The 14,591-nt window shown below is 52.1% G+C and carries 8 protein-coding genes; all 8 read left to right on the plus strand.

Annotated features, from left to right (window positions below; genetic code table 11):
* Positions 1 to 5 precede the first annotated feature (5 nt).
* The 8 genes from QZ209_RS12485 to QZ209_RS12520 all read left to right on the plus strand — a co-directional run bounded on the left by QZ209_RS12485 (position 6) and on the right by QZ209_RS12520 (position 14,331).
* Positions 6 to 911, plus strand: coding sequence for an ABC transporter ATP-binding protein (locus QZ209_RS12485; protein WP_294348584.1), 906 nt, complete (start codon positions 6 to 8; stop codon positions 909 to 911).
* 14 nt (positions 912 to 925) lie between these two features.
* Positions 926 to 4,177: a hypothetical protein gene (locus QZ209_RS12490; protein ID WP_294348585.1), complete on the plus strand. Its 3,252-nt coding sequence runs from the start codon at positions 926 to 928 to the stop codon at positions 4,175 to 4,177.
* A 14-nt stretch (positions 4,178 to 4,191) separates the two neighbouring features.
* A complete protein-coding gene (locus QZ209_RS12495) occupies positions 4,192 to 5,031 on the plus strand; it encodes a class I SAM-dependent methyltransferase (RefSeq protein ID WP_294348587.1) in 840 nt (279 codons plus the stop codon).
* A 273-nt stretch (positions 5,032 to 5,304) separates the two neighbouring features.
* Positions 5,305 to 7,992 carry a BspA family leucine-rich repeat surface protein gene (locus QZ209_RS12500; RefSeq protein WP_294348588.1) on the plus strand — a complete coding sequence of 896 codons (2,688 nt, stop codon included), beginning with the start codon at positions 5,305 to 5,307 and terminating at the stop codon, positions 7,990 to 7,992.
* A 105-nt stretch (positions 7,993 to 8,097) separates the two neighbouring features.
* Positions 8,098 to 9,606 carry a TolC family protein gene (locus QZ209_RS12505; protein WP_294348591.1) on the plus strand — a complete coding sequence of 503 codons (1,509 nt, stop codon included), beginning with the start codon at positions 8,098 to 8,100 and terminating at the stop codon, positions 9,604 to 9,606.
* Between the two features lie 35 nt (positions 9,607 to 9,641).
* On the plus strand, positions 9,642 to 11,786 hold the full coding sequence (locus tag QZ209_RS12510; RefSeq protein ID WP_294348593.1) for an ATP-binding cassette domain-containing protein: 2,145 nt from the start codon (positions 9,642 to 9,644) through the stop codon (positions 11,784 to 11,786).
* Positions 11,783 to 12,955 (plus strand): HlyD family efflux transporter periplasmic adaptor subunit, encoded by a 1,173-nt coding sequence (locus QZ209_RS12515; RefSeq protein WP_294348596.1) that lies wholly within the window; start codon positions 11,783 to 11,785, stop codon positions 12,953 to 12,955. Before QZ209_RS12510 ends, QZ209_RS12515 begins: the two co-directional genes overlap by 4 nt.
* 551 nt (positions 12,956 to 13,506) lie before the next feature.
* Positions 13,507 to 14,331, plus strand: a complete 825-nt coding sequence (locus QZ209_RS12520; protein WP_294348598.1) for a class I SAM-dependent methyltransferase — start codon at positions 13,507 to 13,509, stop codon at positions 14,329 to 14,331.
* Positions 14,332 to 14,591: the final 260 nt, after the last annotated feature.

The following is a 14,591-nucleotide window of genomic DNA, read 5'->3' on the forward strand; positions in this document are numbered from 1 at the left end:
AAACGATGAAACTGGAGATAAAAAATCTTTCGAAAACCTATCCGAACGGTGTCAAGGCGATGCAAAACGTAAGTCTCGTGATCGGTAAGGGTATGTTCGGTCTTCTTGGCGAAAACGGCGCGGGTAAGTCCACCTTGATGCGAACGATCGCAACCCTGCAGGACGCCGACGAAGGTTCGGTCGTGTTCGACGGTATCGACGTCGCCCGCGATCCTGTGTCTTTGAGGAAAGTGCTGGGTTATCTGCCGCAGGAGTTCGGCGTCTATCCTTCCCTGACGGCCGAGGAGTTTCTGCTGCATCTTGCCGATCTGAAAGGCATCGCCAAGGCGTCTGAACGGAAAGCGCAGGTCGATGCGCTCTTGAAGAAAGTGAATCTGTGGGAGGACCGTAAAAAAAAGCTCGGTGGATATTCCGGGGGCATGAAACAGCGATTCGGCATAGCGCAGGCTCTTCTTGGCGAACCCCGCCTCATCATCGTCGACGAACCGACAGCCGGTCTCGATCCGCGTGAGCGTAACCGTTTCTACAATTTGCTGTCGGAACTCGGTGAAAACACGGTCGTGATTCTTTCGACCCATATCGTCGAAGACGTCAGCACGCTCTGCAGTGACATGGCGATCATGGGTAACGGCCGGGTGCTGCTCGAAGGCGCGCCGTCGGAAATGGAGCGTCATCTGAAAGACAGGTTGTGGATAAAAGAGATCGCCAAAAGAGATCTGGAGAAGTACGACAGGAAGTATACGGTTATCGCAAGTCATTTCCATCTCGGCAAGTTGCAGGTAACGGTCGATGCGGAAGGGTGTCCCGGAGACGGATTCGAGTCGAAAGCGCCGTCGTTGGAGGACGTGTACTTCCAGATTCTTTCGCGCAACGAAAAGCCTCAAAAAGCCGCTATGGCCGCAACAGCGTAACAGGAGTAGCAGACATGGTAAGTAAAATATTTCCTTTCGAGCTTCGTACTCGCTTCGCGAGTCCGCTGACCTGGCTCATTCTTCTGATGATGTGTTTTCAGGGTGTCTGGTACGCTCTTGCGGTGTACGATTTCTATGTGCACGATCAGGCCATGATCAACGGGGCCGGAATCTTCTACGTCTGTCTGTCGGGTGGCGGAATGATTCTCATGATCATCATCGCCATGATAACCGGCATGTCGCTCTATCGTGATATCGAAGAGCGGACGGCGCTGTTTCTCTATACGTTTCCGATAGGTGAGAAACGATTTTTCCTGGGCAGGTTTTTCGCGGCTTACGCAATTAACCTCCTGCTGGTTGCCGCTTATGTTGTGGGCATGATCATCATGCCGTATCTCGGTATCGGACCGGCCGACAAGTTCGGGCCGGTACCCTGGCTTCAGCTCTTGCACGGTTACGTGCTTTTCGGAGTGCTCAATATTTTCCTGCTGACGGCGGTCAGTTTCTTCTGCATCGTCCGGTTCCGTAACATGGCGGCCTCCTACATCGGAATTTTCTTGCTCGTGCTGGTCTTTCTTGTCGCCGAGGCGGTAAGCGGCAACTCGCCCTACATCACCGCGATCATGATTTTCGATCCTTTCGGTTTTGTCTATACCAAGGAAATTGTCGACGGTATGTCGGTGGCAGAGAAGAACAGTGGTTTTCTTCTCATTGATGAGCGACTGCTTCTCAACCGTCTGCTGTGGCTGGGTATAGGACTTCTTGCGCTTACGTACAGCTATTTCCGGTTCAGCTTCCGCAACTTTATCCAGGCTGCATTCGGCTCGGCCCGGAAAACGCTGCAGGAGAATGTCGTTGCCTCGCATGACGCATCGTTTACCCATGTTGCGGTGCCACATGTAAAAAGAGTCTTTTCCATCGGGGAGTATTTCCGGAAGCTGGGACGTTTCACGCTGGTCGAGTTTCTCAATGTCGTGCGTCCTGTGTCGTTCAAGGTTGTGCTCATGGTGATTGCCGTCATGTTTTTCCTTTACATGGTTCTATGGAATCCGGTCTATTATGTGGGTGCCCAGGTACCGTTGACGTCCGGTATGACTACGACCCGCATACATACCGGTTTTCTGATGATCATTCTGCTCATGATCTGGTCGGGCGAGCTTTTCTTCAAGGACAGGACAACAGGATTGTGGCAGGTTGCCGACGCTCTGCCAATGCCCTCATGGGTAACGCTTCTTTCGAGATTTGTCGCCATGTGTGGTGTCGCCTTGATTATTTCGCTGACGATGTTTGCTTCCGGGGTCGGCGCACAGGTCGGTCAGGGCTTTTTCGCAATCGACTGGCAAGTCTACGTCAACGATCTTCTGGGATTCAGGTTCGGCTGGCTGACGTATGTGCTGTACATCGGGCTGGTATTTTTTGTCGCTGGATTGACGGGTAACCGCTTTCTGACACACGTCGTATGCGTCGGATACTTCATCTTCATCGCGATTTCATTCGATACCGGCATTATCGAACAGATTCGTTACGGTTATGCGCTGGTGCCGGGATTTGACGATTTTTCGGAGTTGAATCGTTACGGAATCTTTTTGAAGGCTTCTTTCTGGTATTTCCTTCTCTGGCTTTCACTTGCCATATCATTTCTTCTGGCAGGTATTCGTTTCTGGAACCGGGGTTCGGAGAAAGGAGTGCTCAAAAGGGTGTTTTCGCTTCATGGTGAGCTCGGCTGGGGCGGGGTCGTGATCTCTCTCACAAGTCTTGCAGTGTTCTTTTTTCTCCAGTCGTTTCTCATTGCCGAGGTCAATACGACACGTAACTATGTTCCCAGCGGCCAGGAGGATACTGAAGCTGCAGAATATGAAAAACGGTTCGGTGAGGTGCAATTCTTCGCTTCTCCCCGTATAACGGCCGTGGATCTCTGGCTTGACCTCTATCCTTACGAGCAGGCGGCGAAATACAGGGCCGAGCTTACGCTCGACAACCCTTCTAACGAACCGGTCGAAAAGCTCTATGTCAATACCGATTATTTCACGAAAATCAGCTCGTTGAGGATGAACGGCAGGGAGCTCGAAAGGCTGGAAGCCGACAAGGTGCTCGGCATGGAGGTCTATGCTTTTCACGAGGTGATGGCGCCCGGTGACGTTCGTACGCTCGTTATCGATTCCGAAAGGTCCTACCCCGGATTAACCCAGGGAGAGCCGCGCCCGGATCTTGCTTACAACGGCCTGTTCATGGAGCGTCCTTTGCCGGTGATCGGGTACGATTCGGGCAAAGAGCTTCAGGAAAATAACGAGCGCAAGGCCAATGGGCTCGACATGCTCGATTCACGTATGGAATCCGTCGACGATCCGGTTTCGCTCATTGAACATTATCTGGCGACGGATGCTGATCGGGTGAACGGGACGATAACAGTCAGCACGCCGAAAAACCAAACGGCATTCGCTCCGGGTGCACTGGTGAAGCGATGGGAGGAGAACGGCCGCAACTATTTCCGTTACAAGCTTGAAAAACCCTCGCCGCTTCACTGGTACATCGGTTCGGCCGACTATGCCGAAGAGGCTCTGACGGTCGGTGATACGGAGGTCACGCTGCTCTACAAGGAGGGCCATGACTACAATCTCGATCTCTATCGCGAGGCTCTCGAAGAAGGAATGAGCTATCTGGAAAGCTATCTTGGCGCCTATCCTTATTCAGAGCTACGTGTAGCGGAGGTTCCGTTCTATCAGGATCCTTTTTACGCTTTTGCCAATACAATTGCCATCTCGGAGAAAGAGGGGTGGTACGGAGACCGAAACAACGCCGATGTCGTCAGTTTCATCCGTACTTCCGTCGCGAGGGAACTATTCCGCCAGTGGGTGCTGGAAAACGGTCTCTTGGCAGATGTTCAGGGGGCTGAAATGCTCTGGACAGCGCTCCCCGAAGCCCTGGCGCTCGGTTTTCTCGAACAGAGGGATGACGAGGAACACGTTGCTGTTATTCTCGATAAAAAGAGGCGCAAGTACGGTAAGGACAGGGGGGCGGAGCCGAACACGGAGCCGCCGCTTCTCTATGCCGATGGTATAGGCTATCTGGAAGAAAACAAAGGAGCTATCGCTCTTTATCACGTGTCGGAAACTATCGGGCACATGAGGATGCTCCACTTCGTTCGGGAGTGGTTTGCAATGCAGGAAGGCAAGCCGCTCGTATTCAAGGATTTTTACGAGTATCTGAAGAGCGAAGTTACACTCGACGAGAAAATGAAGATGATGTTTGAGACCGTTGAAAAATAAGATGGAGTATAGCTATGGAGACAAACGTACGGACAGGAAAAGAAAGCGTGAGTCTGAACGGGGTGCCCGAAACCCTGCTATGGCCGCTCTGGAACCGGGCTGCCGAACAGAAACGGAAGGATCGTCTGATCGACGATCCCATGTCCGCCGATCTGGTCGAGCGTATCGACTATGATTTCGAGGGGAGCTTCGGCAAGCCCAATGCAGGTCATGCGATTCGGGCTCGTGTTATCGATGATGCATTGAAGCTATGGCTCCAGAAGAAGCCTGCAGGAACGGTTGTTTCCCTTGGTGAAGGATTGGATACCCAGTTCTGGCGTGTCGATAACGGCAAGCTGTGCTGGATTTCCGTAGACCTTCCCGAGAGCATCGAGGTGCGCAAGCGGTTTCTGCCTGCGGAAGAGAGGATAGAGATGATAACCTGTTCGGCGCTCGATGATCTATGGATAAAAAAGATGCCACAAGGATCGGAAGTGTTCATCGTCATGGCGGGACTTCTGATGTACTTTGAAGAAGGTGAAGTCAGGGATCTGTTGTATCGCCTTGCCGAACACTTTGGGGAAAGTCAGATTATGTTCGACGTCATTCCTGTCTGGCTTTCCAGGAAAAGCCTCAAGGGGATGAAGGTGACCACAACATACACTGTTCCGCTCATGCCGTGGGCACTGAACTATGGAGACTATACATGGTTTAACGATATTCACCCTCATGTACGGATCAAGCGGCAAATGACTTATGCCGATCCTTTTCCCGAGCGAATGCGTCCCTATTCCTATCTTCTGGCTTTTCAGTGGTTGACAAACAGGCTTGCTTCCGGAATAGTGCAGCTTGAGATCTCTTCTCAGAAGCCCTGACCTTTAGTGACGTGTCATGGATCGATGGCAGGGGGTTTTTATGGGGAGGGTTTTTGCGGTAATAACGGCTAGAATAATGACGAAGTATTCTAGAGGTCGAATCACAGGAATCACAGTTTAATAACAATTGTTAGTGAATCCATGCGTGATGTTTCCAGGCAACTGATTATTATATAATTGTTTAACGCAGATTTTTTTTTTTCGGAAAAAACCTTAAAAATTCTATAATGAAATATTATGGTGGGTTTGTTTAACCATTAATCTTTACACATCATGGCTAGGATTCTTCATCAGTCGCCTGACGTCAAAGTCCAGTGTCAGCAATCCGAAGGAACACAGTCCGGGCAGATCAGTGCCGAAACCTTCGCTGACAATTTCGCAGAACTTTCGGGTCAGGGCTTCATCATCATCGTCGATGGTACGCGCTTGACTCCATCGAATGCACACATCGAAATTCGTGATGGCCGTTTGGTTGTGGAGTACCAGGGCAGGGTTGTACTTGATATCGCGCTGGATGCTACCGTCACGGGGGAAGTTTCTTTGGAAAACGGTTGGTATACCGTGGAAGAGGATGATGACCCTTCGGGTCTGCTTTTGCTTGGAGGTGTATTAGGCGCCGGTGGTATTGCGCTTGCCGTGGACGGTGATGATGATTCGGGGTCGTCGTCAAAGCCGGAGTCACCGGCCGATTACGCCGATAATGTCGGCCCGGTGCAGAGCGAGACGAGTACTGCGCCTGTGACCGACGACACGACGCCGGGTATCAACATCGGTCCGGGCCTGAGCGACAATCCGACGCTGTATGTGGATGGAGTGGAAGTCCCGGCGACGTACGATCCCGTCACGGGTACGCTGACGCCCGATACACCGCTGGGCGACGGTACGTACGATTTCACCTACACGCTGACCGACGAAGCGGGCAACGAGGGACCCGCAAGTGATCCGCTTACGATCGAAATCGATACGACTGCGCCAACGGTGACGATAACTGGAGACGGCGGTACGGGAACGATTACGTTCACATTCAGCGAAGAACCTGTGGGTTTTGAGCTGTCCGATATCACGATTACGAACGGAGCTGCAGCCGGCCCGTTAATACAGGTGGACGCGTTTACGTATACACTGGCGGTAACACCCATGGCGGGTGTGGCGACGCCTTTCACCAATATCGCGGTCGATGTGAATACGGGAACATTTACTGACGATGCGGGGAACACGAATCCAGCCGTAAAAAATGGAACGACACTGAATAATCTGTTCGTGGATCCGTCATACAATGCCAACGACATTACAGGCATGGACACCTCGCATGTAATCAGTGCATCCAATACATTCAGGGGAAACAGTACGTTCAACCAGGATATCGGCGGTTGGGATATGAGTAGTGTGACGACCATGAATGGTATGTTCTATGGTGCTGCAGCGTTCGACCAGGATATCGGCGGTTGGGATACGAGCAGTGTATCGGCTATGAGTTATATGTTTTTTGATGCAACAGCGTTCAATCAGGACATCGGCGGTTGGAATACGAGTGGTGTGACGAATTTATCGTCGATGTTCAGGAGTGCAACAGCATTCAATCAGGATATTGGCGGTTGGGATACGAGCAGTGTAACGACCATGAATGGTATGTTTTTTGACGCAACAGCGTTCAACCAGGACATCGGTGGTTGGAATACGAGTAGTGTGACGAACATGTCGTCCATGTTCACGCGTGCCGAAGCGTTCGACCAGGATATCGGCGGTTGGGATACGAGCAGCGTGACGAACATGTTCGGTATGTTCTACTATGCCGAATCGTTCAATCAGGACATCGGTAGCTGGGACACGGGCAGCGTGATCAATATGTCGTATATGTTCGGCAGTGCTGCAGTGTTCAACCAGGATATCGGTAGCTGGGACACGGGCAGCGTGACGAATATGTCATCCATGTTCAGCGGTGCCGCAGCGTTCAATCAGGATATCGGCGGTTGGGACACGAGCAGCGTGATCAATATATCGTCCATGTTCAGAAATGCCGCATCGTTCAACCAGGACATCGGTATCTGGGACACGGGCAGCGTGACGAATATGTCATCCATGTTCAGCGGTGCCGCAGCGTTCAATCAGGATATCGGCGGTTGGGACACGAGCAGCGTGACGAGCATGAGTAATATGTTTGGTAGTGCTGCATCGTTCAATCAGGATATCGGTGGTTGGGACACGAGCAGTGTGACGGATATGAGTCATATGTTCAGAAACGCTGTATCGTTCAACCAGGATATAGGCGGTTGGGATGTCAGTGCGCTGACTAATGCCACAGGCATGCTCGATAATAGCGGCATGTCGGCCTCCAATTACGATCTTCTGCTTGCCGGCTGGTCCGACGTCAATGGTTCAGCGGGGGAAACCGGCCTCCAAGCCGGGGTGACTCTTGACGCCTCAGGAGTTATGTATACCGATGCGACATCGCATCAGTACCTCACCGATATGGGCTGGAACGTCGGCGGTACTCTCGATGCAGGGGTGACGGTCGGTGACAACAGTCTGGACGATACGCTGTCGGGATCAGTCGTCCACGGTCTTGGCGGTAATGACTCTCTCACAGGCACTGGGTCTAATGATCTGCTGGTCGGCGGTGCGGGCGACGATACTCTTACCGGTAATGCAGGGGTCGATACGTTCCGCTACCACTTCACCAACGCAGGCAACGACACGATCACCGATTTCAGCAACGGAACGGGCGGAGACGTGCTGGATCTGCACTATCTGCTGGACGGAGCGAGTTCGGCTACGATCGGGAATTTCGTGACGATGTCCAATGGTGGTGGAGACACGCTCATGCTGAATATAGACGCCAATGGCGATGGATCAGGCACGGATGTTACGATTACGATGCAGGGATTGAGTTACAGTGCGGCATCGGGAGATCCGGACGCATTTCTGGCTGCAATGCTCGCCAACGGAAACATGGTCATCTGAAGAGGCGAGGTGAGTCGGGATACGGTGCATATCCCGGCTCATCATCGTGGTATCGTAAACCAAACAACAGTATTACCTATAGCGCAGCATATATAAGCAGTATTCATGGCTAAGCGTTTGTTTTCTTTATTTTTTCCATATGTATTCATTCTGCCGAGCGGTGGTGCGTCGATGAACGAAGCCATCGTGAGTTTGCCGCTTTTTTGTGCTCGAGCGGTTCATGCTGTCTATCACTGTTTTTGGTCTCCTTTACTGCTGCTGCTGCCTTTGCTGTTGTATGGTTGTGCTTTCACGAGTACTGGCAGGAGCCCGGAAAGAGACTTTGCTGTGCTTGATGCCGTTGTTCCGGATGAGAGCGCGGCATTGTTGTCAGATATCACCGAGCCGTGGACGCTGGATAGGCTGATCGGCGCATCGATCACGACGAACCCCCGGGTTCTGGGAAGCCTTGCAGGCTACCGGGCCGCTGAATCGAGAGCAGATGCGGCATGGGCGGAGTACTTGCCGGTGCCCTATGTTGATATGCGGTATGACGCTCGCGATGGTGATCGAGTTGGTGTTTTCGGGGTTCGCCAGCCTCTTTGGAGCGGTGGTAAGCTCTCCAGCGGATTACGGGCGGCACGCTCGATCGCATGGTCAAGCAAGTTGTCGATAAGCGAGACGCAGCTATCAACAGCTCTCGATGTGGTCAACCGCTATCAAGCCATCCTTTGCCACCGCGTACGAATCGAAGCGCATACCAAAGGAGTGTCGTTATTGGAGCGCTATGCGTCGATGATGGAACGCCGGAAGGCTTCGGGGATATCGTCATCGATGGAGGTTTCGTTGGTGGCGTCTCGTCTGCTGCAGGAGCGTAGCGACCTGTCGATGGCCAGAGCCGGTTTGCATACTGAACTGGACCATCTTTCGCTCCTTGTCGGTCAGCGACTCTCCGGGAAAGACCTTTCTTTTGCCGACGATCAGGGAATGGTGGCCCCACCGACTCTCGATACACTTCGTGACCATGCGATGCATCGCAACCCAATGTTGGCGCGTGCATCGGTAACGATCGATGTTGCCCGCCATCAGCGCTCGAAGGAGCTCGCCAACCTGTTACCAACGGTAGTGCTGAAGGCGGAACACCAGAGTGATTTCTCGGGAACGGATGTCGAGAATGCTGTCTATATGACGATGGAATACGAGTTCGGCGGTGGTTTTGCGGCTCTTGGCGCGATCCGTTCGGCGCGATCCGGCATTGAAAAAGCACGGCAGAATGAGGAGAGCGTGCGACGCGATCTTGAAGCTGTGCTCCATGAAGAGCACGAGTCTTGCCAAGTAGCACTGGCGCGCTATACATTGAGCCGAGACAAGACGCGTTATTCGCAAGCGGTACTCGATTCGTACACGCGATTGTTTGTCGCCGGCAAAGTCAGTTGGCTCGATCTGCTCAACTCGGCACGTGAACTGATTCAGAACGAAGTTGCAACCGGTGATCTTCTGGCATCGTACTGGGGCTCCCTGTATCGGCTACGCCTGTATTCGGCAGATCCGGAGCTGCTTGGCTGCCTGATCAATGATCGGGCGTCAGCTCCTGCTGATTTACCGGTAGAGGATGTCGATACAGATGAGAGCTGACAGGTTGTATTTTAGTTGTACAAAGACTTTTTATTATGTCCCATCATGCATCGTTTACTTCCCAAATGAATATCGACTGGCTTGCGGAGCGTTGCTGTGCCCTTGAAGGTAGAACGATGGGGGTGCCGTCGGTACGGTTGGAAGCGCTGCAGCATCATCTCGATGATCGTGCTTCTGCCAACTCGCCAGTCCCTCCAGGAGAGGCGCTCGACACCCTCTTGACCCTGCTGGGGATGGCCGACAGGGAGCATACTGACGAACCGGTGTCCAACATGCTGCCGATGGTCTGTGCGATACCGGGTATTGACAGCGGAATCATTTACGGACGGACCGAACGGGGAGGCTGGATGCTCGAGGGCCCGAACGGGGTACTGCAGGTATCGGTGATCCCTCCGGGTTCCAGTTTTGTCTCCTTACGCCACCAGCATGACGAGGCGTTCAAGGTGCCGAGCTTTTTCGACATATTCCGCCAGTCTGTTCGCGATAAGATTCCGGTGTTTGTCAAAGCAGGAGTTGCATCGGTGCTGATCAATGTATTCGCGTTGTTTGTCTCGTTCTACTCCCTGCAGGTTTATGACCGGGTGATTCCGACGGGCGGCATGCAGACGCTGACAGTGCTGACGGTAGGGGTGCTGATGATCATGACGCTGGACCTGATGGTCCGACTGTCGCGAAGCTTCATTATGGAGCGTTTTGTTCGCGGGATGGATCAGGAGTTGTCGCACCGGATTTTTCACCGGCTGTTACAGATTCGGATGGACCAGTTTCCCTCGAGCGTGGGTTCACTGGCGGCTCAAGTTAGGGGGTATGAAGCGATTCGCACCTTTGCCTCTACGGCGACGATGTATACGCTGATCGACCTGCCGTTCGGAGTTGTATTCCTGCTGGTTATCATGGCGATCGCCGGACCGCTGGTTGCGCTGGTTGCATTCTGTTTTTTCTGTCTGTCGATCCTTGTCGGCCTGTTGTTTCGCCGGCGGATCGAAGACCATACCAGAGAGAGTGCAGGGATATCGAACCGCAAGCTCGGGATGCTCGTCGACGCGCTCGACGGGGCCGAAACCATAAAGTCGAGCGGTGGCGTCTGGCAGGTCATCAGCACCTGGGACCAACTGAATCGCAAGGTTATCGACGATGAAGCACTGACTCGACGCTTCAGTGAAGCATCGATGCACTTGACTGCGTTTATGCAGCAGATAAGTTATATTCTGCTGGTTGCGACAGGTGCATGGCTTGCTTCGACATCGAGCCTGACGACAGGCGGCATTATCGCCTGTGCGATTTTGTCGGGCAGGGTGCTGGCACCGATAGGAATGCTGCCGGGACTTATCGTCCAGTGGGGGCATGCAAGAATCGCATATGAAAACATTGAACGGTTTTTCGCTCTGGAACAGGATAACCATGGCGTTGATCGCCCCTTGGCTCCTAACAATCTCGAGGGAGATTTTGTGCTTCAGAATGTTCGTTTCGCTTATGGAAAGGACAAGCCGGTGCTGTCCATCGATAGGCTTCACCTCAGAGCCGGTGAGAAAGTCGCCGTACTCGGTATGGTGGGATCGGGAAAAAGCACTCTACTAAAAATTCTTGCCGGCCTATACAAGCCCACATCGGGTACGGTGCTCATTGACGGTCTCGATCTACACCAGGTGTCGCGTCATGTACTGACAGCACATGCTGGCTATCTTCCCCAACAGGTTCATCTTTTTGGGGGTTCACTGCGCGACAACCTCCTGTTCGGGCTGAAACGCCTGACGGACTCGGCTGTGATGGAGGCCTGTCGGAAGACAGGCCTGAGTGACCTGATAACACAGCATCCCAAAGGGCTCGATCTGCTGATCTCTGAAGGTGGTGCGGGTGTTTCGGACGGTCAGCGGCAGCTGATCGGCTTGACACGGCTCATGCTCTCCTCTCCACGGATCTGGCTTTTGGATGAACCGACCTCTTCCATGGATGACCGATTCGAGCAGCGAGTCATGAACGCGCTTGCTGAACAGATCGGTGATGAAGATTCCATGGTGCTCATAACACATAAACCGGCACTGCTGCGCCTGGTTGACCGGATTGTGGTGCTGGGGCCAGGCGGCGTTGCCCTTGACGGAGCACGTGATAAGGTGCTCAACAGTCTGCGCACCCCCGGAGCCGCACAATCTCGCCCACCTGCCCCAACTAGATCATCATGAGTCGACAAGAACGCTTTGGCAGCCCGAATCAGACGGATTGGGCCAGTAAACTGGTGATAATTGCAACAGTGATAACCGTGGTTTTTTTTCTGTGGGCCTCCATCGCAAAGATGGAAGAGGTTACCCATGCTCGGGGCATGGTCATTGCCAAAACACGAAATCAGGTGATCCAGTCGGCCATTGACGGGATCATTCAGGAGGTGATTGTCGAGGAAGGCCAGTCGGTCAAAAAAGGCCAGGCACTCGCTCATATGGAACGAACAAAGGCCGAAGTGGCGCAGAATGACAGTTTTGGCAAGGTGGCTGCGCTTGAAGCTGCTCTGGTGCGGCTTCGGGCCGAAGTGCTCGGTACACCCATGAGGTTTCCTCCCACGCTTGGCGACTTCCCGGAATTTGTTGCCAACCAGGAGCACCTCTACTTTCGACGTAAGGAGGCGCTCGAAACCGATTTACGGACTCTGAATGAACTGCTTGTTCTGGCAAAAAAAGAACTTGCCATGACCAAGCCCCTTTTGCAGAGTGGAGATGTTGGCCGTATCGAGGTATTGCGCCTGGAGCGTCAGATAGTCGAGATCACCGGCCAGCTTCAAAAACGGCAAAACCAGTTTTTCGAGGATGCCCAGAAAGAGATGACTAAAATGGAGGAGGACCTGCGTGCTCAGCAACAGATTCTTGCCGAACGGTCCTTTACAGTGGAGCAACTCGATATCCGGTCACCTGTCGACGGGATGGTCAAGAAAATCAACCTCACCACACAAGGGGCGCGGGTACGGCCGGGTGAGGTCGTCATGGAGATTCTTCCCACTACAAGCCGGCTCATCGTCGAAGGAAAACTCCGGCCTGCCGATATCGGTTTTGTCCATGTCGGCATGCCAGCAAGTGTCAAGCTCGATGCTTATGACTACTCGATCTATGGCATGCTGAAAGGATCGGTAGTTTATATAAGCCCGGATGCCATTGCCGAGATGGCTCCGCAGGGAGAACTTCTCTATTATCGTGTACACATCGGTCTCGATGAGGACGAGGCGTTACTTCGCCGTGGCAAGGAGATAGAAATCCTGCCAGGCATGACGACCAATATCGATATTCGTACCGGTGAAAAAACAGTGTTGAGCTATCTGACCAAACCGATCATCAAGGTTTTTCATGAGTCTATGAGTGAACGGTGAGGGTGTTGAACCTTGAGATAGAGGCTACCATAACCTATCGCCTTTGACAAGTCGCGTGATATGGTTATGAGCGACTTTCTCCATCGTCATGAACCCAGCTTTGAACGTAAAGCGAATGAAGTCCCTGCAGGTTTGGACCAGTAAGGAGGTTGTGTTGTGAAATGTATAGAGCCGTTCTTATGAACGGTGTCGATTCCGGTGATTCCGTTTTCTTCGAACGTGCTGTTTCGGGTCTCCTGAGATAGTCCCCTCGTTGTTTTCCTTCTAAAGAACGTTGCCTTAGTGTACTGGTTGAAAGATTGTCTTTCGGCAGTTTACCATGAAAAAATCATGTGTTATGGGTTTTATTTATATTTAGACTTTGTATATTTAGTGCGTCTCTACGATTCGGGAGCGGGGTGGGGAAACAGAGCGAAATTATACCTGAATTGATCGGCATTTCCCGACAGGCCAGGATTTCGACAAATGCGGCTCTTTATCAGTTTTCTCTTCCTCCCGACAGATGGGGGGGAAATCATATCATAAGTGCAATATAAATGACAGAATCAGATATGAACCAAAAGATCACGATTAACAAAGGCACTGTTCAGGAAACCCTGTTACTGCCGTTGTGGGGCAGAGCCTATGAAACACAAAAGAGCAACCCGCGGTTGATCGACGAACGTGCGGTGGAGATTATTCAACGAATTGACTACGATTTTTCGGATATCGAAAAAACCCAGGCCATGTCTCAGCATGGCTGGGTCGCACGAAGTCTGCATACAGACAGAGTGGCTCGCGAGTTCATAAAAAAACATCCCGAAGCGACCATAGTCAATATCGGCTGCGGGATGGACACCACCTTCAGCCGTATCGAAAACGGAACGATCATGTTTTATGAACTGGACCTGCCGGATGTGATCGAGCTGAGAAAGAACTTCTATGAAGACAGCGACAGGCACAAAAGTATTGCTTCTTCATTCCTGGATACACAATGGTTTGAAAAAATAGAGGTTCGGGACGGTTTGCTGTTCCTGGCCGGGGGAGTGTTCATGTATTTCAATGAAGAACAGATCAAAACGTTTTTCAAAAAAGCGGCAGATCATTTCAACGAATGTGAGTTTTTCTTCGATGCACTCTCGCCTATGGGAATGAAGATCGCGAAAAAGCAGGTGTTGAAAAAAGGCGGCATGGGGATGTCCATGGAAGGCGGATGGGGACTGAAGCCTGTATCGTCGCTCGAAAAGTGGGATAAGAGGATCAGGGTAATACGTTCATTCCCCATGTCAAAGGGGATGAAAAAAGGGATTGCGCTGCAATTTAAAATCATGGGAGCCATGACGGATATGCTGGGTGTGTGCTCTATGGTGCATATGAGAATCGGATCTTCCCGTTAGTTGCGAGTCGATAGTGATTTTCATTATGGAGTATTGTAAAAATGCAATCTGTTCGCCGATCACCTATGATATTGTCGCCCGGGCGCCAGCCATCGGTCCCATACAAGCATACATAATAACAACCATTTGCGAGGGTTAAACAGATTTTGTGACTCTCATGTTCCCCTTGCATGCTGGTAAGATGAGCGTGAAAAAAATGCAATTGCCCCGCATGGCAGGGAATAGGGCAAGTTATTTTTAGTCCTTTTTTTTGGCAATCT

It is taken from the genome of Prosthecochloris sp., assembly GCA_015482705.2.
GTDB lineage: Bacteria > Bacteroidota > Chlorobiia > Chlorobiales > Chlorobiaceae > Prosthecochloris.